This is a genomic window from Halomonas pelophila, assembly GCF_040196315.1.
Classification (GTDB): domain Bacteria; phylum Pseudomonadota; class Gammaproteobacteria; order Pseudomonadales; family Halomonadaceae; genus Halomonas; species Halomonas pelophila.
The window spans coordinates 1-21,155 of the sequence record NZ_JBEGCI010000015.1 but is presented as its reverse complement, the minus strand read 5'-3'; the positions used below and the strand labels follow the sequence as shown (position 1 = coordinate 21,155).

Here is a 21,155-nt window from a genome sequence, read left to right as displayed (position 1 = left end):
GGGCCCCCTCAAATCCAGCCCCGCAGCCGATAATAAGCAAGACCCATCATTTCATGCATGGCACGGGTGCTACGGGAAAGGGCCCCGGCACTGGGCAACAAACGGCGCAGCCGAAAGCTCGACGGCTGCACGATAGAAAAACCGGTGGCCACCGGCGTGATCTGCACCTCCAACGCCGACAGGGTGGCCAGAGAGCGACGCATATGCGAGGCGGACGTGACCACCAATAGCGACTGGATGGCGTGCTCGGCCAGCAGCGGCGCCAGTTCCTCCACATGGCCGCGAGTGGTGATCGCCTGAGTTTCCAGGATAAGCGCCTCCTGCGGCACGCCCATATCGCCCAGAAACCGCGCCCCCGCCTCGGCTTCGCTCATGCCGGCGATACGCTGCGGAACTCGACCGCCACTAAGTATCACCCGCGGGGCGCGCCCAGCATGGTAGAGTCGGGCAGCATGCCAGTATCGATCAATCGCCCCCCCGGCGGAAGGATAGACCCACTGGCCGTTACCGGTGCTGAACGCGCCGCCCAGCACCAGTATTGCATCCGCCGCGGGCACGGCCTCCACCGGCCGATCGGCCCAATCACGTTCAAGCCACCATAGCAGACGATCTGCAACCGCAGGTGTGGAAAATATCCAAAGTACAGTCAGGCCCAAAGCCAAGAACAAGGTAGCTACACGGAAACGACTGAGCAACAAGAATGCCAGGGCAGCCAAAAACAAACACACGCTTATACCCATAGGGTAAAGCAGCAATGAAACAATCTTAGAAAGTTCGTACATAAAAACGAGTAGAGAGTGTTTAAGATGAAAAGGGAGAAGTGAAGTCTCAACATCAAGGCGCTAAGGTTTTCCACATCCATCCTCTTAAGCCTGGATTCATAGAATAACCGCAGCACTTTTGGCACCACGGTAGAGGTAGGAGGCCCAGCACTTCCCGGCTACTATGATGGATCGTGGCCAGAGTCGTCGGTAAATGAGAACTTCACTTTTGCTACCGATCTTCAAGTCTACTTCTGCGACCCTCAGAGCTCATAGCAGCGGATAACCAAGGAGCATAATCTACCGCCTGCTGAGGCAGTACTACTCAAAGGGAGTGGATTTATCAACGTTACTCAGCAAGACCTTAATAAGATGCCATGCGGTTGAACGAGCCCCTCGAAAGACATTGGGCCACAAGACACCTGCTGAGATCGTATCAATCACTGTTGCATTGCCCCGTTGAGTACGGGTCGCCCATGTTTACAACTATAGAACAAAATTAACTAACAAACTCCACCAACAAATAGTCGTTACTCAGTTCACCCACAATACGTGCATGTGGATTATTCTGGTGCGAACGCATCACAGCATGGTTATGTTTCGAAATGGTGGTCATGCAGCGAAACCCCGACCACCAGGCCGTGTGATACATGATTTGATTCATCACCCGCCCGATACCCTGACCTTCGCTGGGCTGGTCGATCAGTCGCCCCACGAAGCAGCGGTGATTCCAGAAGCAGCGCAGGAAGAAGTATCCCACCAGGGTTCCGTGATCATCCCACACGCCAAACATCAAGAAGGCCGGATTGGCACACACGCGCCGCAGGCTGAGCAGTGTGAAGTCGTGAGGACGAAAATAGTGCAGGCGTGCCTCACCTTGCCGTTCAAGCAGCGCCATCAACTGGGGAAGTTCCTCACTTCGAATGGGCCTGAACGAAAAGCCTTCCAGCGAGAACTCGGCAAAGGCACGCTGCGTCTGACGCTGCATGCGGCGGCGATGAAGCAACTCAAAGAGCCGCGCATTAAGCCACTCCACAAGCTGCCACACCCAAGGCAAATGGTGCTTGATAAACAACAGCACTCGAGTAATCATGTCACCTCCAGCATCGCCTTGAGACCCCGTCTGACCGGCAGTTGCCAGACCAACTTACACCAGTCATGATTACCCTCAATCAGCCCCGGCCCCTGCGGCGTGATCACAACATCCCAACCGATCGAACGGTTGTGCGGATGTTTGAGGCTTGCCTTGCGAATCATCGATAATGTCTCTGACCAGTAGGGCACCTGAAACCCCTCGATCGGGATACCGGTGACGGGGTGTACCGCCTCCGGCGCGCGCGTGATATCGGAGTAAATGCCGGGGCCATTGACCCTGCCAGTGGCTTCATCGATGGGCGCTGCCAGATTGCCTGCCGCCAGGTTATCCACGTGAGAGTTGACCGAAATTCTCAACCGGCAGCCAAGCACATGATAGTTCCCTGCCTCGTCGATCAGCGTGAAGATACGCACGGTATTGACTCCGGAAGGCGACAGGGCCTGCAACTCAGAGTGCTGATCCACTAAGCTCTCCACTATATTTAAGCCCTGTTGCTTCATCCAGGTCACCAGGTGCGCTGCGCTCAACTCGTCGGTACGATGAATCTTTACGCTGGACCCGCAGTTGCCTGAAGCGTCCTTGAACACCAGGCGCTGATGGTCGGCGAGGAGACGCTCCACCAGCACCGGATCCGCCTGGAGGGCTTCGATAGACCAGAGTCCGTGACGGAAGAATTCTTGATAAGCGGCGTGAAAACGACGTTTATCACTGAGCACCTCCCGCGCATCGCGAGGGTTCACACGCTTCTGGAACTCATACATGGTGCCCGTGCCCGCCCATGTTGCTTTCTCGTTAGGGTTGAGTTTGGCAAAACCAAACTGGTACCACTCGAGCGGTGATATATTATAGCGCAGCGAATCGCTGACCATCACCACCGACTGACGTGCCATCCCAACGTGATCGGTATCACGTGTATGGCGCATAAAGCGGCGCAGCAGCGGCCAATTCATGCGGCGCAGGTAATAGCCCAGATAAGCAGTACGACATGCCAAGGTTAGCGTCATGAGTTCACTCCCCTTCCCCTTTCTCCATGATCTGCACCAGCTCATCCACGCTGACGAAGTGGATATCCGGCCAGCGCCGCAGCATACCGGCCAGAAGCTCATCCAGTTTCTCGAGCCCCTGCTGGCGATTGGCGGGATCGATATGCCCCGCAAAGTTGACCCGGTGGGAACTGATGATCACCGGCTTGCGCCAGCGGAAAGCCGCTGCCATCTCGCGCAGCGCCTGCCCCACCGGGTCGGACTTGTTACCGCTGCAGGGCTCGAAGCTCAGGGTGCGAACCAGCTTGCCGGCCTGACCTCCCTTAGGCGGTGTCAGAAAGTTGACGCTGCGCCGACTCTTGCCGCCACCGGACGGCTGGCGACCGCTCAGCGGCTTATCGATAGAGCGCACGCCAAGGCCTGCCACAAAGTCATCCAGCGCCGGGTGCAGCTTGAGTGCGGGCGGTGTAAAGGTCGTGGAGGCGAAGCCGAACGTCGTCTCGAACAGGGCGAGACCCTCGCGAATGATCTCGCGGTGCTGGGCCAGCAACACTTCATCATGTAGCGAGAAGGCATGTGTGAAGGCCACACCCGGCATATCGGGCACGCCGGCAAGCCCGGCCATGCTGGCCACCTCCAGGTTCGCCTGAAGATCCTTGTCCCCACGCGCTAGCTTACGTTCGAGCAGCGGCACGCTGAAATGCTCACGGCCATGGAACTGGGGGCGAATCAAGCATTCCTCCATGCCCTCCTGCCAGGCCTGACAGGTCCCTTCATAGGCGGCAGGCTCCTCGGCGGCCAGCCGTGCAAAGGTGGTAGAAAGGGTTTCGTAGCCGTAGCGGCCCTCGCGCAGCATGAAGGCCGTATCAGGATTGGCGGAGAGCGCATAGGCTGTAAACACCACCCGCCGGGCTTGCGCATCCCGGTGCCTGGCCAGCACCCCGTAGAGCATATGGAGATCCTCTCGGGTCTCCACGCTGTCGCAGTAGTCCATGTAGCCGCCGAAGCCGCTTACCCTATCCTTCAGCGCTTCCACGGCACGCTTCTTGGCAGTGCGAATGCTACCGTAGTCGTCTACGGCGAAGGCCACATACTTGACCCCGGTGTGCCAGCCGGGAAGGTGCTTGACTTCGTGAAAAAAGTTTTTAACGAGAGACATTACGGTTCCCTGGCAACACTATCTCGATTGGACTTCATCGGTTTTATCGATTGATAAAGGTTGTCCAGCCCATCCCAGATAAGTTCTGATCTAAATCTCGCAGCCCACTTTTTACCATTTGCTCCATGAAGCGCTGCCAGCTCAGCGTCACCCATATAACGAGAAATAGCTTCAACCACCCCCTCAACATCGCCTTTCTCAACGAGCGTACCGTTGTAATCATGACTAACAGCATCGCGACAGCCTGTCACGTTGGTGCTCACAATTGGCAGCCCCATGGCAGCAGCCTGAATCAATACATTTCCAAACCCTTCCCACCATGCAGGCAATACAAAGACATCAAATAAGCTCAAGTAGAGTGGAACATTTTCCTGGAAGCCAACCCAGTGTATATCCGGATCATTCTGTATAACCTCCAGCAGTTCAAGGTCTGGAAATTGTGCTTCATCTAGAACGCCGAGAATAACAAGTTTTACCGAAAAACCACGCTCCCTTAGCTTTAAGAATGCGTTTACAAGCTCCGCTATACCTTTGCGCTCGGCTAAACGCCCAACAAAACCAAGTACCTTACTATCATTAAAGCCAAGATTGCTTTTCAGACGATATTGCGCTTCATGATCTACAACTGAAGGATTGAAACGAGAAATATCAACACCATTGCTACTACCCGGACCGATCACTAACGCTTTGTTATTTGACACCACACCATCTTCGACAGCTTGTTGATTGACAGAATCACTTATACACACCACTTTATGAGCACATGCAGCCGACAGCCACTCCATGAACATCAACAGGTTTCGCTTTGCCCCTTTTTCATGGTCATAGCGTAAGCCTCGACAAGTGTACACTCTGCGCGGCACGCGCAAAAGGTAAGCTGCGAAACATCCTAGAAGGCCCATTTTCGGAGTACCAAAGTTCACTACTTCTGGACGAATCTTTGACAGCGCTTTGATAACCTGAAAAAGGGCCTTGAGATCAGAAAACAAGGATATTTCCCGCTCTATATCAATAGCGACATGCTGAGCGCCCTCTTCAAGGGCATACTTTTCAATAAACCCACCGCTAGGGCCAAAAACATGAACCTCATAGCCAAGCTGAGAAAAATAGCGTGCCTGCCCCTTAATAAGCGGTGTACTTTTTGATGATGTAATCCCAATCACCAGCTTAAGCTTAGCATGATCTTCCATTTAACATCCAAATTTATTACCACAGTTAAAACCTAGAAGCGCTATAAAAGCAATATACCAACCTGAATCCGTGATGCCGGCGCCGGCACTTTCCCTGTCATCGCCAGCGAGCATTTTTTGAACTCCGGGCCCGTCTCTATCATCCAGCGCATGTCTGCTATGGCCGACCATTGCTGCGTCGGCCGGCGACGATGACTCGTTTTGTCATGCATCACTACCCGCCGGGCACGGTAATGCTGGCTGCTGGTGACCATCAGCCCTCTGCGTGGTGGCGTTGTCCGACAGGCGATCAGCATGGCGTTCCTCGCGGATAGCGCAGGCAGCTTCGCAGGGTGTTCAACACCGTCATGCGCCCGATGTCCTGCCCGAAATCGAGGATGATCTGCCGCGCCTTGTGAATCACGAGAGCCGCACGATGCACCAATTCCTGCAACACAGTCCGTATCCGGCGCCGCTTGGCGGGATGGCGGACCGGGCTCAGCTCGCCGGTCATGCCCAACTGCCCCATCAACCGCAGGATGTTGTAGGCCAGTTGGGCGAGATGCAGGATCAGATCATTGGTGGCGAACTTGCCCGAGGGCAGCCGCTCCAGGTCGAGATCGGTCTTGATCTCGCTATGGAATTGCTCGTGGGTGGCATGCGCCTGATAGCGCTTGATCACCGCCTCCGGCTCCTCGTCCAGGCTGGTCCACCAGCCTTCCAGCTCAACCTCCGGTTCGAGCAGCAACTGGCCATCACGATCGGCGGTGCGCTTCACCAGCTGCATCACGCGCTTGACGACGTATTCGACCTTGTTGTCGTCGTGGATCGAGACGGGCTGGGTCCTCAGCGCCTGGCGCTTGCCAGGGCGCAGCTCTTCCCAATAATCCGCCGCCATGGCCAGCCAGGTGTTCTGATTGGCCGTGACCGAGCCACGCGGTTTCCATTTTCACGAGGTAGTCCAGCCGGTGGCCCACGTCGGCAAAGGCCTGCCGCTGCCGTTCGAGAAGCGCCAGGTGCGCCTGGCTGTCGAAGCCGCTGTCCTCGCGCAGCAGGATCGGTTGCTCGGTCAGACCCTGGGCGCGAGGCAGTACCCGCTCCAGGAAGGCGTTGCTCTCCTTCATGGTGTGCTGCTTGCCGGGACGCAACTCCAGGCCCCCTTCGTTGCCCAGATAGGCGGCAATCGGCGTGTAGCCATCGACCTTCTGGTAGGTTCGCGAGACGCCATCCTTCTTCGAGTTGCTGTTGTCCATGACGAAGGTGTCGATGTCCAGGCAGACGTGTGTCGTCTCGGCGGTGATCGGTACCTCGACCAGTGACAGCAGGGTCTTGGACCAGATGGCGGTGCGCGCCTGCAGATCGTTGGCGGCAAGTTTCTCCAACCACTGTCTCAGCGTCGCCGTGCTCGGCACCTTGTGCAGGGTCAGCAGCTGTTGGAAGGGCTTGTCTTGGCGGAAGTTCTCGATGGCGTCATAGTCGCTCATGCCCAGACACAGCAGACCCAGGTAGCTCTTGATCACGTCGCTGATGCGCATGCCCAGCGTGGTGGGGAAGCGGCTGTCGATGCTGTCGACGCCAGCGATCTCGAAGCATTGCCCGATGATGGACAACTCGGCGTGACTGGTGAGGGTGCGGCGACTGGTGCGGAACTTGACGTTGGGCATGACTCTGTCTGGGTGAATGAGGATAACGACTATATTGCCATGCAGGTCAGTGGGTTAGAAGCGCTTCCGAGGACCGGGCTCACGGATTCAGGACTAAGATACGCTCAACCTGGAAGGGAGAACAGCTTACCCATGACACTATCCAACTTCATATATTTTTTGTAGCCACTAGCGTCATAGAACGTAAGCTCACCAAAATAAATCTTACCGGCCATGTTGTAAAGATCCACCCTTACGTGTGGAAAACCTTGAGACAGGTCTCGAGCCACACTCACCATTTCCTCAAAATTTTCAGGCCACCTAGGGTTAGGTACATCTTCCCCGTCACACCCAAACTGATACTCTTCAATACCAATATCAACATATTTTTTATTCAGGTCAAAAAACGCCTTCTTTACCCCATCCCTACTAAATCGCTCGTCACAGAGCAAAACATAATATGGCTCACCATCGAAGCAAAAAAACTTATAATCTGTAAGACTGTTTCCCTGAGGTGGAGAAAGTAGCTTTTCTGCAATGACCTTTGGTTTCAGCCCATAATACGCCCACTCTCTTCCGGCACTTTTCTTATTAATTTTAAACAAGGGGGAAACAACCTTGCGTAGCTCTACGCTCGAAACTTTTTTCTTTATCCTATCTACAAAAATGATATTCCGTCCTCCCCCACCTGTCGTAGACTTCATCACAAAAATATTTGGAAGTTTATTCACATCTATTTCTTCCGCATGTTCATATGCAGCATAAACTTCATTCAACAAATGACCATAACCCCTGCTTTCAACAAACTCTCTGACATTATACTTATCAGTACATTTTTTTATAACTGGGTCTCGATAGTAAAGCTTATAACATTGAAGCTTCTCAGTATAAAGAACAGGATTTTTGAGGCGCAAGATCCGGTGGTGCCTAACAAAGTATTGGGCACTAACCATAAGTGAATCAGGAACCCAAAATAAAAATCGTAATATAAATAATTTAAGCATATCCACAAAGCCTCAACTCATGCATTACAACAGATTCAAACAAACTAAAGTTTTGATTATGACAACATCTAGCATTGCTAGTTAACTACAAAACTTTTAAGAAAATTTTCGTATTTTTCTCCAATAGACTTCAGGTTCAGATCATTAGATAGTTTAGAGGCATTATGGCCCATACTTAATCTAAGTCCCTCATTATCGATCAATTGAAGTATAGCATTACTCATCTCTTGAATATCACCATCTTCAACAATCAATCCATTCTCTCCGTGCTGGATGATCTCTGAAGGACCCGCGTTAATATCAAAGGCTATTGAGGGGCATCCTAAGGACATAGCTTCAATTAGTGCATTAGGGAAGCCTTCGCTACGCGACGGCAATACAAAAACACTAGCTGAAGAATACAACAGTCCCATATTGCTCACCGAGCCAAGAAATTTGGTACGATCTGAAAGCCCTAAGCCCTGAACCATTTTTTCCAATTTTTGCGTTTCCGGCCCTAGGCTACCGGCAATATGCAACTCCCACTCAGGCGCATCAAGCCTTGAAAAGGCTTTAATAAGGCGGTCAAGGCCTTTGACATGGTAGTGCCTGGCTACCGCAAGCACCACTTTCTTACGATCTACTTTTTGTGAGGGCTCGAAAGATCTAACAGGGTTGGGTATTATTTTAACCTTTACACCTTTCTTCAACAGCTCTTTTTTTACAAGAGCTGCTCGCTGAGTTTGAGCTATAACTCCAGAACATTTAGGATAGGTGAGAGACCTAATCAAGCGCATGTATAAGGGAAACTTCAACCCTGGGCTAGCCCTGTCCGTTACCACCACTGGCACTTGGAGAAACGAACTTGAAAGTTTCACCAATGAGTTATGATAATCACCATAGGAAAGTATTACATCTGGGCGTTTCGATTTAATTACATGCCTGACAAAGCGAATCCAGCTCAAATAGAAATACACCTTCCCTCGTGCGGAAAGAGAAAATCCCGGCTCGACCACATCAATTTTATCGTTGAGTTCATAAAACCTCTCTCCCCTGTAACAAAGCACAAGAGTCAAAGAGTGACCAGCGTCAGCCAACCAACTTGTCATAGTAGAAACTGAGTTCTCAAGACCACCAAGCCTCAGTGAAGGAGCAACAACTAATATTTTCATAGCGACTCACACTAAGATACACTTAAGAAAGAATTATCTACTTCTAGACTTTTCGACACCTTAATGAACTCATCTATTTCTTCATCGCTTGGAGCACGCCCACGCCTAAGCAGTATTTTTTCATGCCCAAAAATAGCACATGTGGCACTCACCATGGCAAACCGAAAGCAGCAAGAAAGCAAGGAGACAAAAGCCTCACAGGGGCTACTTTTAATTTTCTTTACGTTATTTCTCAATATGGGAAAATAAGAAGAAATCAGCTTGCTAGCATTAACGTCATCAAACTCTGAATAGTAATATAGAACATCCGGAATACAGCCTAACAGGCGGTTGTCGAGAGCCCTTTGAAAATATTCCATATCTTCCCCATAAGTTAGCTCTTTCTTATATTTATGCTCCACTGCAACACTAGACCTGATCATGGAAGAGATTGGAGATATAAAAATTGGCTTACCTGAGCGATGTCGGACATCATTGAATGAAAAAACTGCACGAACTCTAATCAAGCCTTCCCCACTCTTAAAACTCCCTAGTCCACAACCACAATAATCCGCTCTATAATTCCGCTCCAAAAACTCAACTTGTCGCTCTAACTTTTCAGGGTGATAAAAGTCATCAGCATCCAAGTATGCCACATAGTCACCTGTTACATGATGCAAGGCAGTTTGTCTAGCTGCGGCACGCCCTCGGTTCACAGAATGTGATATCAGCGAGATTCTTGAGTCATTGAAAGATTTCACGACTGATTGTGTGTTATCAGTTGATCCATCATCTACGATGACAGCATTCCAGTTAGTATAGCTTTGGGTAATAAGTGAATGTAGTGCACGAGCGATTGTCCCCCCCCCGTTATAAACAGGCATCATAACGGAAACTAAAGGGCTATTATTTGACTTAATCTTCATAAAAAATCCGATAAATAGATTTATAAATTCAAGATACTTATGACTATAATAAAAAATCAACCAAATTATTAAAAGGACCGATAAAACTTTAACAATAGTTATCGTAATAGAGGGTAAAATCAAAGATACGATGTGATGATTTTAATTTACACACAAGGGTTGGCGGTCTCAATGACCAAGTGCAACACGTGACCCATCAGGTACGGTGTTGCCATGACTCACTGCTATCGCCACCTCTCTGCTGAAGACCGAGCCGCCATCATGATGATGCGAGCCACGCACTCGATCCGAGCCATTTCCACTCATCTGGGCCGGGCACCAAGTACCGTGTCGCGGGAACTCGCTCGCCACACGGTTTCCCCCGTCAAGGGCTACGATACCAGCCTGGCGGGCTACCGGGCTCGTCTGACGCGTCATCGGCCTCGTCGTCGCACCAAGCTGCATCCCGGTGGAGAGCTCTTCGAGGTAGTGGTCTACCTGCTGCGCAAGGTCTGGTCACCGGAACAGATAGCCCGCACACTGAAGCGCATGTCTCCCAACGATTCACGTCGACAGGTCTCGCATGAGGCCATCTACAACGCGCTCTAAGTGATGCCCCGTGGCAGCCTCAAGAAGGAGCTCATCGCCTGCCTTCGGCAGGGTAACGGCAAGCGTCGGCCACGCAGTTGTGGCAAGGATCGACGCCAGCAGATTCCCGAGCTTGTCAGCATCCACATGCGGCCGCCTGAGATCGAAGACCGTCTGATGCCTGTCCATTGGGAAGGCGATCTCATCATTGGCGCCAACAATCGCTCGGCTGTCGGTACGCTGGTGGAACGCACCACGCGCTTGGTGATCCTGGCGAAAGTGGATGGCACCACGGCCACGGCGGCAGCCGTCGGCTTCAGCGACAAGCTCAATGAGGTGCCGCGAGCCCTGCGTCTGTCCATGACCTACGACCAGGGCAGGGAGATGGTGAAGCATGAAGAAATCACGCAGAAGACCGGTACGGCGATCTACTTCGCTGACCCGCATAGCCCATGGCAGCGGGGCTGCAACGAGAACACCAACGGGCTGTTGCGGCAGTACCTGCCGAAGGGCACGGATCTCTCCGTCTACAGCCAGGAAGAACTCGACGAGATCGCCGACTCACTGAACACGCGGCCGCGCAAGACTCTGGACTGGCGCACGCCGCTGGAAGTTTACGCCGAGGTGCTCAAGAAATCGGTCGCTGGCCCGAGCATCCTTCAATAGCGTTTCGCTTGGAACTTGAGACCGCCCCTGTTGGAAAAGTGACAGGTTGTATAAAAGTCAGAGAAAGTTATATTTATAAATGCTCTAATGAGTAAAGAGCAGGGCAAAAAATAAGAATATCGCCAGAGTCTGAGTACTCACGATACCAAAATAAAGCGTCAAAGCAATCAACCTATTGATTAATATTTGAAACTTTGGATTAGTAAGACGACATAGAATGCTCTTATTATAAAAGTAACTAAACCAGTGCGCGTGAAAGTATAATTTTATTTTTTTGAATTGCGATCATATTTTATTCACACTCCATAGTAATAGCTAGTTCATCGCTGCTGATAAACTCCACATCTGGCCAGCGTTTCAGGATATCCCCCAAGAGCTTATCAAGGAGCTTGAGATTTCGATCACGATGGGCAACATCCATGCCCCCAACGTAGTTTATTCGGTGCGTACAGATCACAGCTGGCTTACGTAGTACAAAAGCTTGTTTTATTTCTTCCAATACCTGACCTGACCAATCTTTGTTTTTATTAACATAAGACTCAAATTGCACATTGCGAACGCTATAGCTTTGGCCTAACTTGTTTCGCTGACCTGTGAAGTGGCGGCGACTACGCAAACCATTACTGCCCTCAAGCTGAGGCTCTGGATGCCCGCGCAGCGTTTGTATCATTCGTATGCCATTTTTAGCTAAGGGCTCTTCCAACTCAGATGGCCACGTGTAGTTACACGCGACAAAAGTTTCCGAACGGAAGCCAAAAACCATCTCGAACTGACGTAAACCATCATTCATGATAGCCAAAATGGCTTTGAACTGATGTGCGGAGGCCGGCCAGTAAGCCGTAAGATACTTGTTCTGGTGGAGTGCACCTGTGCGAGTCTTTAGCCCGTAAAAATTGTGCTCAAAGGCAATACGGGTCTCGGGCTGCTCAGCGCGGAGATCTTCCATCCACTGAGTGCTGTTAAGATGTTCACGCGCATGAAATTGGGGCTTGATCAGTCCTTTTACCATCGCTTGCTGCCATAGCGGCCAGAGATCGTCACCGTGATATGCTTTATAGCTCTCGCGAAAGGGCTGATGGTAAAATTTCTCAAAACCACTCCGCTTGATCGCCGCAAAGTCCGGGTTACCCATCACTGTATTAAAGGTAAAAATTGCGGGGCTCCCCTGCGAGTCGCAATGAGAATCCAGCACGTTGAACAGTGCCTCCAAGTCCTGGCGATTCTCTAGGCAGTCCAAGCGATCATAAGGAGACCGATCGACACGTATGCGGGCCTTAAGCAGATTCTCGTATGCATGCCGAGAGGGCATACGGATAGCTCCCCAGTCATCGCTTTCGATCACGACCAGCTTGCGTCGCGTCCGCCAGCCACGCAGATTGGTGGCGGTTCTCATTAAGTCCGTCTTGAGTCGGGCCATTGATGCCATGGTTAAAACGCCTCCTCAGCGGAGCGAAATGCAGCCACGTGCTTAGGCACCTCTGCATCAAAGAGCTCCTGCCACTGCTGCCCAACTCGATCAACCTGGAAACGCCTTGCGCTCTTCAGCACTTTCTCAGCAATCCCAGCCCGCTGACCGATTTGCGCCACTTCCAAGATGCGCGATGCCATAGCATCGACATCAAACGGCTTGATCAGATAACCGCTTCGCTCCTCCTCGACGATCCACCTTGCAACAGGATAGGAGTCAAACACGATCGGGATAGCTCCATAACTTTGCGCTTCTATCAGCGTGTTGGGAAAGCCTTCGAAGGCAGAAGTCATGAAGAAGATGGCGGCTCGATGGTAGTAGGCATCTGGTATCTGACGACCGTGGAAATTGATACGATTTAACTTCTTATAAGACGCTTCATTGCGCAACAAGTCAAGATCTGGACCATCTCCTACCACATCCAACTCCCATTCCGGAAGCTGCCCATTAATTGCTTCCCATATCGGTAGAATTAACTCGGCTTGTTTTTGTTTACACGCCACCCTACCCAACCATAACAGCCGCTTCTCTTTACGAGGGACTTTCTCTAGTACAGAGGGAATAGAGTTAGGAATTAGCTTAATTTTTTGTTTTTTGAAATTTGGCAAGAAATATCTAAGCTCCTCCACATTAGGTGGTCCAAACATAATGAAATGGTCATAGGTATCTAGTATGCGATACAAATTCTTGGCATGGCGCCGTTTGTGGTGTAACAAAAGAAGCTGGCGCCCTAAAGGATTGTGCAGCCATCTTTCCACGGGCTTAGGAACTACACTACAAATGTAGTTATCAAGATTGGCACGGACCGAATAGAGAGTATTACGTAGGCAGGCCAGCAGGAGATAAGCCTTGTTCGCCTTCAGTATTTCACCAATATCATGCTCATAGGGCATCTGGTTAATTACAATATCCGGCTTAAAATTCTGCAGCGTATCCTCCAGAAGCTCGAGATTCTTGATATTTTTTTGTCCGCCTGGGAAACACGTATGCACTAATTTCATAGGCTCTTCGTTTGAGTGCCCCTTTTCTGCGAAGGAGAAAACTGTAACCTCGTGACCCATCGAAATGAAGTGTCGCCCTAGCTTGCAGGTACTCATTTGTACGCCCCCACTATTGGGGTGCAGCGGAGGTGTTAATACAAACATTACTTTGTAGCTTTCAATTGACATGATATCAACCCGGTTTAAACTATAGCATTATTAATTTTTAAGGGAAATCAAATAAAGTGGAGTGAAAGAGCTGCAAACGCAATAACCATGAATCTTTAGATAGGGAGCACAAACCTCAACATCTCTTTAATAGAAAAAATATCGGGATAAATAGATGTCAGCCAAGGAAAGGCAAAAACAAAGATTGTCATAAAGTCCATTAGCTTGGAAATATAATATATTACATATGGAAAAAACAATAATGCAGATATATAGCTTGCTAGTATATAGGCTTTATCCCAGATTATTTTCTCAATTGAAAATTCAGTTCCTAGCCGCCAAAGGATAAAACCTGCCATTACCAGTAGAAAACCGAGACCCCAAAATCTGCCCGCAGCAATGCCCAAGAACCACAACAAATTTGATGCTATCAGCATCATTAAACCGTTGGATAGAATGTTCTTTGCAAATATATTCATACTGAAATAAGCGCCAGAAAAAATCAAACCATAAATCAGTACATCGAGTGCTATTTTTTGGTAGCCTGCTACCATATATGCTCGCCATAACCGAGTGCCACCCTGCATTTGCTGTTCAATTACCTTAGCTCGGTCATCTAGATCAGCCTGGTCTCTGTCTGAACGGTCAATAACCTTTTGTTGCCCGATATCAACTTGAGATATGAAATCGACGGCAACATCTGGAGCCACTAAACTTATTTGAGAAGACAGTGTAAACATGATTGCATATACCATTGGCTTATTACCAATAGCTAGAAACACAAATGCCGGCAAAGCTAGCAATAAAAAACTAAAATGAATTAATGGTGTAGTTGCCATCAAGGCAATATACCGCAGCTTTTTTGTTTCTTGAAATCTCAGGATACCATAGATTAAGACCCAACCAGCGGTCGGGTTACGTACTGCTTGAAGGCTCTCAATATTCCGAGTAAGGAAAAAACATAAGCATAAAAATATGATTACCCAAGGCAATTTTCTATGGTATATGTTTCTAAATATTATAAGCATTGATCCTGTAAAAAAATAACCATAGAAAATACCAACCATGGGAAAAAAAAGCTCGGGGACACCTATAACACTACCTGCAAAATACGCAACAATATGCTTAAACAAGTCATTACTTCCCGGTGCTCCCTTGAACTGAACTATTTCAAAAGAATCAGACATGAACTGATGAAAAGTCATATCTGAATAAAATGTATATACTGACAGAAGGTGGCGAACTCCATCAGGCCCCTCTCCTGTCGGATCATATGCGATCGGTAAAGATACTGCATACCAAACAACGAATATCGTCAGCAACCAATGTCGATGCCCAAAGTTTTTACACTTCCATGCCGCGTATAATAAGACGGGAGGAAAAAATGGAGAAATCAACAGAGAGAAACCAATATCTCTCTTTCCCATACTGCGCGCAACATGTGCTGAACCAAGATGACGGACATTCATACCAGTTTCTCAATAAGATATTTTTAAACACTTTGTATTCTTGCGCTTTTAAATGAAGCGTTATCATCCAGGAATATATAAAAACACGCCTGATTTTTGAATTATTTAATTTATATGTGATGATCTCACTGGCCAAGTGCAATAGCGTGCCGGAGCGAGTGCGGATCTCACTTGGCCATTGAGACGACCGCCTAATTTAAGTGGTTCTGCCAAGAGGATTAAGTTCAAGTTTTCGAAACCATAAAAAATCAACTACCTATGAATAAAGACCTACTGGAATAAATACTAAATTTCAGATTTACTTAATATTTAGTTAGCGCTATAAAAAACGCTCCACAATTTAAAAAATATTTGCATACAATAACAACTACTCTGAATACTTCTCCTTCTTTTAACATTTAACTAGCTGGCTTAGCACTTCAAGCCCATCGATTTTTTTTCCTCCTATTATTGTTGTATATTGCGCCATTATTAACCAATGCCTCTCTATGTCAGAGTAAAAATATCGCACATCATCCAAGCTTAGATCTTCAAGCATGTATACTCCGAAGGCAAAAGCTTGATGAACATAACCATAACGGTCATAACCATGCTGATCGAACCCTGGCACATGAATCACCGGTACTCCATGGATTAGCAACCAAAGTTGTGCACCAGAATTTCCAACAATCGCAATATCGATTCGCGATGCAAAGTCTGCCATGGTTTCATTCCGTGGAGCTAGCTCTACAACCTCTTTGTCGAAGTACGAATCGGTCAGCCGGCTATTGGGGTGAAGTCTAAGCTGCAACCTCGACACTTGCAAAGCATCAGCTAGTCTACGTAGTTGTGCGTGTTCTCGTGGAGTTGGTGAAAATGTGACGTTTGTCGCCATACCAACCCTTGGTTTTTCGGGAATCGGCCGTATGGGAACTGGCAATATGGTTGGCCGGCGGGCAATCATAGTAGCTGTGTCACGGCCTTTGACAACGCCGAGTCCTAGCTCGTTAAGTACAGCAGCGGCAAGAATAGGATAGGGCAATCGTCTGTGATGATGAAAATCATCTTGCCACCATAGAGCACGGTTACCTTCCACCGAAGCTGCACACCATAGGGCATGAAGCCTAGGCGCTACGTCACTAATGATAATGGGGATCAAACCCGGCCGACGGCGGAGCCAACGCCTGGCATGAGCATAGTGGAGAAGCACCTGTCGATCTACCTGATCAAGTCGTTGGCACCGACCTCGAATTGACCAAGTAAAGTACAGTGCCCATGGAAGCCGAACTGTAAAGCGAAGAGCATGCATCCAGCGGCTATGATCTCGTCGCGAGCCATGAATAATAGCTTTTGGTGGAAGCCCAGCTGAACGAAGTTCATTGACCACTGCGGCAGATTTTGAGTTGGGGCGAATATCATCATTGATATAGAATGCAGGGCCCGGTAAACGCCTCAGAGGTAAATCTGCAAGGGGACTAAATCGGCGGATCGGTGCAAATATAATCCACCTGAGAGGTCGTCGCGCACGCTCTCGCTCGTTGGCGCGACGCACCCTCTCGCCACCACGTCTTAAACAGGCTAAAAGATTCATAGGCTTAATTAATTTACTTTTTAATATTTAACAGAATGTTTTATGGCATAGCCTTGTTCATCTACAAGAAAAATTAATAATTACAAAACCAATAAATTCCCTTCCTTAGAAGTTTCTTGACTTCAACTTATGGATCGTCAACGACACCCTTTGGATTAACCTTAACTGACAGAAGTTGATCTCTGTGCCGCGATAATGCGGCGAACACTGGTAGACAAAATCTCAAAGCTTTTCTATGAATTCAGTTCTTCTTCCGTAGTTTACTTCGCCCGACGTCTGCCAAGGAGTCTTCGCATCACGTTGCAGGGCACAAGCTCAGCCGTTTCCGTCGAGAAGCTGCCTTAGGAGCCCCAACTGTTGCGGTCGTGGTTGAAGTGCTTTTCGATAAGGCTGGAGGCCAATGACATGCTTGTGATGGCGATGATGTGATCGGAGAAGCCAGTAACCAGGCCGAAGCGTTCGATAATGTAGGGATCGGTACGCAGGTTGAAGTCCACCTCTGGTGAGGGATAACCGCTGACACAGTACAGGATGGCCAGCAGATTGCAGCCGGCACGGCGGATGGCGTCGCTGGCTTCCGAGATCTCTTAGGCATCGGCCATGGCGGTGGAGATGATCATAGACTTGCCCGTTTTGGCCAAATATTGGAATAGCGTCAGATCGACGGCTCGTAAGGAGGAAATCTTGTAGGCCGGCGCGCCGAGGCCTTCCACAAGATTGATTGCAGTTCGCATGACCTTGCTGGCCAACGGGTTAACTACGTAATCGACTCCGTCGAACGCACGATAGATGTGATTCCTATCGCGCATGTCACCAATCAATAAGCACACATGAGAAATTCTATCGCACTTCTTGGGCATTTCCCAGTGTTTCATTTCGTCAAGGGAGAAGATGCTCACCCAATTCGGAATTGTGATGCTACAGCAGCATCGTTATGAAGATGTTGCCAAAAGAACCGAGACCACCAATTGCGAGTGTGAATGCATGCTTATAAAATAAAAAACTTTCCTTTTAAGCGTGTTCAGGCATGTTCCGTCATGCGCTGGAAGATGATGTTACGCGCTGCAAGTTCGTCATAGGTACCTTGATCCACCACCCTGCCTGCGTCCAGCAGGTATATTCGGTCGCACTGTCTTACCGTGGCCAGGCGGTGGGCGATCATGATGATAGTCTTGTTGCCCGAGAAATCATGGATGGCGTTCATCACCAGTTTTTCGGTGATACCGTCCAGGGCGCTGGTGGCTTCATCCAGCACCAGTACCTCGGCATCGTCGTAGAGCGCCCGGGCAATGCCGATGCGCTGACGTTGCCCCCCGGACAGTTGAATGCCACGTTCGCCGACACGCGTGCCGAGACCATCAGGTAACTGTACCAGTAACTGTTCGAGATGGGCCATGCGCGCCGCCCGCCATACGCGCTCTTCTTGGATCGCTTCGCTAGACAAGCCGAAGGCGATATTTTCACGAATACTGGCATCGGCCAGGAAGATGGCCTGGGGCACGAAGCCCAGGCTGTTCTGCCAGGAACGCCGTTGATCAGCGCGCAGCGGTTCGCCGTCGATGCACAGCACGCCGCGAGTAGGCTCCATCAGCCCCAGCAGAATATCGATGGCAGTACTCTTGCCGGAGCCAGAGGCGCCTACCAGGCCGATCACCTGGTTTCGGGGAATGGTAAGGCTCACGCCGTCAAGCGCCGGCACTAACTGGTTGGGGTAATGGAATACCACATCTTTCAGGCTGATCGCCCGACGGGGCACCAGTTTCTCGACGGTGAGGCTGTCCGGAGACTTCGCACTCTCGTGGCTGGCCAGGAGGTCCGGCTTGATGTTGTCCAGTGCCGACATGTTCGCCTTGATCTGGCTAATGCCTCCATAGATGCCCTGAAAGGCCGGCAGCAACTTGAAGCCCGCTAAAGCATAGATGGAAAGCACCGGCAGGATGGTGCCCAAGTTGCCCTGGTAAGTCGCCAGCAGGTAGAGCACCAGCAGGATGATGGAACCAAAGGCCAGCAGTTGCATGGCGTAGCGTGGTACCTGGCCCAAGGCGGCATTCACCCCACGAGCTTTACCGAAGCGCCGACTTGTAGCGGCAAAGCGGCGGTTCATATCTGCCTGGCGGCCCAGCAGCAGCACATCCTTGATGCCGCCGAAGCCCTCGTTCATCAGCTTGAAGCGCTGCTGTTGCATCTGGCTGATGGTCTTGCTGTTGCGGGAAAGCCGCATGCGCACCGTTAGATAAAGTGTTACATAGGCGGTAATGAAGAGCGCCGCCCCTACCAGCGCCACTAGGGGGTTGAAGGCAATAATGACCACTATCATAAATACTGCCATTACCGCCTGGGCGTTAATCTTCAGCAGATGATTCAACATCTGGGTCACCCGGTTGCACTCCATGCTGATGCGATTGATAAGCTGCGTACTGCTGCCGCTGGCGTGGAACAGCCAGGATTGGCGCATATAGTGCTGGTAGAGCCGGGTGCTGAGCTCGGCGCCAAGCTGCTCCGCGTAGAGTACCAGACGCCAGAGAGTAAACATGGAGATCGCCGCCCCCAGCGCCAGGGCGGCAAACACCGCGACTCCCATCCAGAACAGGAAATCAGCCGGGCTCGCAAAGCCGCTAGCGCGATAAATCTGCGTCAAGGTACCATCTCTCTCTAGGCGGCTGATATCGCCCACCAGACTCATGAAAGGGCCCATGGCCAGCACGCTGGCCACCTCGGCGAAACCCATCAGCACCACCAACCCCTGCAGACGTACCAGCCGATGGCGCTGTTCGACGGTGAGCAGGGAGTAGAGTTCTTTGAGCTGACTTAACATGGCAATGTACCGAGGTTCGGGGGTAAATCAGGGATAAGGTCGAAGTGGATATTTTCAGCGTTCAACTTTGTGTTGCTTAGTGGTACTAGTCGGAAAAAATAACATATATTGGCACTTACAGCGCCAACCGCACAACAGACTTGTACTACTCTGACCCAATGGGTGACCTGTAGTAATCGATTGCGCCGACAGCCGCACAGCAGGTAAGTCACTTGGGATAGTGAGATTTCCGCCTTTTCAGCTTAAGCGTCGTAGTACTCGCGATACCAAGTGACGAAGTTGCCCACACCTTCCTTCACTGGCGTTGCGGGCTTGTAGCCCACAGCGCGTTCGAGTTCGCTGGAGTCAGCGAAGGTATCCGGCACATCGCCGGGCTGAAGAGGCAATAGTTCCTTGATGGCATGCTTGCCCAGCGCTTCTTCAATGGCCTCAATGTAGGTGGAGAGTTTTACCGGGTTGTTGTTGCCAATGTTGTAGAGGCGGTATGGGGCATCACTGGTGGCCGGGTCGGGGACGTCGCTATTCCACTGTGGATTAGGCGCGGCGATCTGATCACTGGCGCGAATAACCCCTTCGACAATGTCGTCAACATAGGTGAAGTCGCGAGTATGGTGGCCATGGTTGAAGACCTGGATGGGCTCACCAGCAAGCATGTCGCGGGTGAACAGGAACAGCGCCATATCGGGCCGGCCCCAGGGGCCATAGACGGTGAAGAAGCGCAGGCCGGTGGTGGGTAACCGGTAGAGATGGCTGTAGCTATGCGCCATCAGTTCGTTGGCTTTCTTTGTGGCGGCGTAGAACTGCAAGGGGTGATCAACGCTTGCGTGCTCGGAGAACGGCATGTGGGTGTTGGCACCATACACACTGCTGGTGCTGGCGTAGGTCAGGTGCTCAACCTTGGCGAAACGGCAGGCCTCCAAGATGTTGGTAAAGGCCACGATGTTGCTTTCCACGTAGGCGTGAGGGTTATCCAGCGAATAGCGCACCCCGGCCTGGGCGGCCAAGTGGATGACTCGATCAGGGCCATGCTCCCGGAAGATGTCGTTGACGGCCTGCTGGTCGGCCAAGTTGGCACGGATGAAGGTGTAGTCGGCGCTGACACGCTGAGCGGTCTCGTCGAGCACGCACAGCCGGGCTTCCTTTATGGCTGGGTCGTAATAGTCGTTGACCACATCGACGCCGATAACACTGTCGCCGCGCTCGAGCAGGCGCTTGACGGTGTGGAAGCCGATGAAGCCGGCATTGCCTGTGACAAGAATCTTCATTGGGGCCTTCTGATAATTGGCTATATGTATTTTTTTACCCTATTGCGCGTCTTGAAGAGTGTGCTCTATTCATCGCGCAGGAAGATGAGATTACGGGTCAAGTCCTCGACCTCGGCTGCATAACCCTGCTCTACCAAACCCCAGCCGGAGATGCCCAGGCACACTACGTGATGGTAGCGAAATAGCGCTGGCCGAGTGACGCCATTATGGTTATTTATAAGAATACGCATAGTAGCCATAGCCGTAGGCGGTTGCCGCCTTGCGTTCCATCGCATTGAGGATTGCCCCCTTGACCGTCGCCCCACCGCTCTCCAGC

14 protein-coding genes and 3 pseudogenes are annotated in these 21,155 nt (G+C 50.6%); 1 reads left to right on the top strand and 16 read right to left on the bottom strand.

Annotated features, from left to right (window positions below):
* Positions 1 to 8 precede the first annotated feature (8 nt).
* The 9 genes and pseudogenes from ABE957_RS15300 to ABE957_RS15255 all read right to left on the bottom strand — a co-directional run bounded on the left by ABE957_RS15300 (position 9) and on the right by ABE957_RS15255 (position 9,871).
* A complete protein-coding gene (locus ABE957_RS15300) occupies positions 9 to 782 on the bottom strand; it encodes a YdcF family protein (protein WP_349759530.1) in 774 nt (257 codons plus the stop codon).
* A 478-nt stretch (positions 783 to 1,260) separates the two neighbouring features.
* Complete coding sequence (locus tag ABE957_RS15290; RefSeq protein ID WP_349759529.1) at positions 1,261 to 1,854, bottom strand: hypothetical protein; 594 nt, start codon at positions 1,852 to 1,854, stop codon at positions 1,261 to 1,263.
* Positions 1,851 to 2,861: a sugar-transfer associated ATP-grasp domain-containing protein gene (locus ABE957_RS15285; protein WP_349759528.1), complete on the bottom strand. Its 1,011-nt coding sequence runs from the start codon at positions 2,859 to 2,861 to the stop codon at positions 1,851 to 1,853. Before ABE957_RS15285 ends, ABE957_RS15290 begins: the two co-directional genes overlap by 4 nt.
* Before the next feature lie 4 nt (positions 2,862 to 2,865).
* Complete coding sequence (locus ABE957_RS15280) at positions 2,866 to 3,999, bottom strand: hypothetical protein (protein WP_349759527.1); 1,134 nt, start codon at positions 3,997 to 3,999, stop codon at positions 2,866 to 2,868.
* Complete coding sequence (locus ABE957_RS15275) at positions 3,999 to 5,189, bottom strand: glycosyltransferase family 4 protein (protein WP_349759526.1); 1,191 nt, start codon at positions 5,187 to 5,189, stop codon at positions 3,999 to 4,001. Before ABE957_RS15275 ends, ABE957_RS15280 begins: the two co-directional genes overlap by 1 nt.
* A 289-nt stretch (positions 5,190 to 5,478) precedes the next feature.
* A pseudogene (locus ABE957_RS15270) lies at positions 5,479 to 6,832 on the bottom strand (IS1380 family transposase).
* Positions 6,833 to 6,936: 104 nt separating this feature from the next.
* Positions 6,937 to 7,815: an ATP-grasp fold amidoligase family protein gene (locus tag ABE957_RS15265; protein WP_349759571.1), complete on the bottom strand. Its 879-nt coding sequence runs from the start codon at positions 7,813 to 7,815 to the stop codon at positions 6,937 to 6,939.
* A gap of 77 nt (positions 7,816 to 7,892) precedes the next feature.
* Entirely contained in the window at positions 7,893 to 8,966 is a 1,074-nt protein-coding gene (locus ABE957_RS15260; RefSeq protein WP_349759525.1) for a glycosyltransferase family 4 protein, read from the bottom strand.
* A gap of 11 nt (positions 8,967 to 8,977) precedes the next feature.
* A complete protein-coding gene (locus tag ABE957_RS15255; protein ID WP_349759524.1) occupies positions 8,978 to 9,871 on the bottom strand; it encodes a glycosyltransferase family 2 protein in 894 nt (297 codons plus the stop codon).
* Positions 9,872 to 10,084: 213 nt separating this feature from the next.
* Between ABE957_RS15255 and ABE957_RS15250 the strand changes: the two are divergent.
* Positions 10,085 to 11,104: pseudogene (locus ABE957_RS15250) on the top strand (IS30 family transposase).
* A 292-nt stretch (positions 11,105 to 11,396) separates the two neighbouring features.
* Here ABE957_RS15250 and ABE957_RS15245 read toward each other — a convergent pair.
* The 7 genes and pseudogenes from ABE957_RS15245 to ABE957_RS15215 form a co-directional block, all read right to left on the bottom strand.
* Positions 11,397 to 12,530: a hypothetical protein gene (locus ABE957_RS15245; protein WP_349759523.1), complete on the bottom strand. Its 1,134-nt coding sequence runs from the start codon at positions 12,528 to 12,530 to the stop codon at positions 11,397 to 11,399.
* 2 nt (positions 12,531 to 12,532) lie between these two features.
* Positions 12,533 to 13,741, bottom strand: a complete 1,209-nt coding sequence (locus tag ABE957_RS15240; protein ID WP_349759522.1) for a glycosyltransferase — start codon at positions 13,739 to 13,741, stop codon at positions 12,533 to 12,535.
* Positions 13,742 to 13,836: 95 nt separating this feature from the next.
* Positions 13,837 to 15,189, bottom strand: a complete 1,353-nt coding sequence (locus ABE957_RS15235; RefSeq protein ID WP_349759521.1) for a hypothetical protein — start codon at positions 15,187 to 15,189, stop codon at positions 13,837 to 13,839.
* A 391-nt stretch (positions 15,190 to 15,580) separates the two neighbouring features.
* The gene (locus ABE957_RS15230; RefSeq protein WP_349759520.1) at positions 15,581 to 15,892 is read right to left on the bottom strand and encodes a hypothetical protein; all 312 of its coding nucleotides are present in this window, start codon (positions 15,890 to 15,892) and stop codon (positions 15,581 to 15,583) included.
* Between the two features lie 1,208 nt (positions 15,893 to 17,100).
* Positions 17,101 to 17,568: pseudogene (locus ABE957_RS15225) on the bottom strand (N-acetylneuraminate synthase family protein).
* Positions 17,569 to 17,780: 212 nt separating this feature from the next.
* Complete coding sequence (locus tag ABE957_RS15220; protein ID WP_349759519.1) at positions 17,781 to 19,574, bottom strand: ABC transporter ATP-binding protein; 1,794 nt, start codon at positions 19,572 to 19,574, stop codon at positions 17,781 to 17,783.
* A gap of 242 nt (positions 19,575 to 19,816) precedes the next feature.
* Positions 19,817 to 20,839: an NAD-dependent epimerase gene (locus tag ABE957_RS15215; RefSeq protein WP_349759517.1), complete on the bottom strand. Its 1,023-nt coding sequence runs from the start codon at positions 20,837 to 20,839 to the stop codon at positions 19,817 to 19,819.
* Positions 20,840 to 21,155 lie beyond the last annotated feature (316 nt).

What these genes read in the sequence shown, in the direction of transcription:
- ABE957_RS15300 (WP_349759530.1), bottom strand. Translation starts at nt 782, where the DNA reads ATGTACGAACTTTCTAAGATTGTTTCATTGCTGCTTTACCCTATGGGT.
- ABE957_RS15290 (WP_349759529.1), bottom strand. Translation starts at nt 1,854, where the DNA reads ATGATTACTCGAGTGCTGTTGTTTATCAAGCACCATTTGCCTTGGGTG.
- ABE957_RS15285 (WP_349759528.1), bottom strand. Translation starts at nt 2,861, where the DNA reads ATGACGCTAACCTTGGCATGTCGTACTGCTTATCTGGGCTATTACCTG.
- ABE957_RS15280 (WP_349759527.1), bottom strand. Translation starts at nt 3,999, where the DNA reads ATGTCTCTCGTTAAAAACTTTTTTCACGAAGTCAAGCACCTTCCCGGC.
- ABE957_RS15275 (WP_349759526.1), bottom strand. Translation starts at nt 5,189, where the DNA reads ATGGAAGATCATGCTAAGCTTAAGCTGGTGATTGGGATTACATCATCA.
- ABE957_RS15265 (WP_349759571.1), bottom strand. Translation starts at nt 7,815, where the DNA reads ATGCTTAAATTATTTATATTACGATTTTTATTTTGGGTTCCTGATTCA.
- ABE957_RS15260 (WP_349759525.1), bottom strand. Translation starts at nt 8,966, where the DNA reads ATGAAAATATTAGTTGTTGCTCCTTCACTGAGGCTTGGTGGTCTTGAG.
- ABE957_RS15255 (WP_349759524.1), bottom strand. Translation starts at nt 9,871, where the DNA reads ATGAAGATTAAGTCAAATAATAGCCCTTTAGTTTCCGTTATGATGCCT.
- ABE957_RS15245 (WP_349759523.1), bottom strand. Translation starts at nt 12,530, where the DNA reads ATGGCATCAATGGCCCGACTCAAGACGGACTTAATGAGAACCGCCACC.
- ABE957_RS15240 (WP_349759522.1), bottom strand. Translation starts at nt 13,741, where the DNA reads ATGTCAATTGAAAGCTACAAAGTAATGTTTGTATTAACACCTCCGCTG.
- ABE957_RS15235 (WP_349759521.1), bottom strand. Translation starts at nt 15,189, where the DNA reads ATGAATGTCCGTCATCTTGGTTCAGCACATGTTGCGCGCAGTATGGGA.
- ABE957_RS15230 (WP_349759520.1), bottom strand. Translation starts at nt 15,892, where the DNA reads ATGGCAGACTTTGCATCGCGAATCGATATTGCGATTGTTGGAAATTCT.
- ABE957_RS15220 (WP_349759519.1), bottom strand. Translation starts at nt 19,574, where the DNA reads ATGTTAAGTCAGCTCAAAGAACTCTACTCCCTGCTCACCGTCGAACAG.
- ABE957_RS15215 (WP_349759517.1), bottom strand. Translation starts at nt 20,839, where the DNA reads ATGAAGATTCTTGTCACAGGCAATGCCGGCTTCATCGGCTTCCACACC.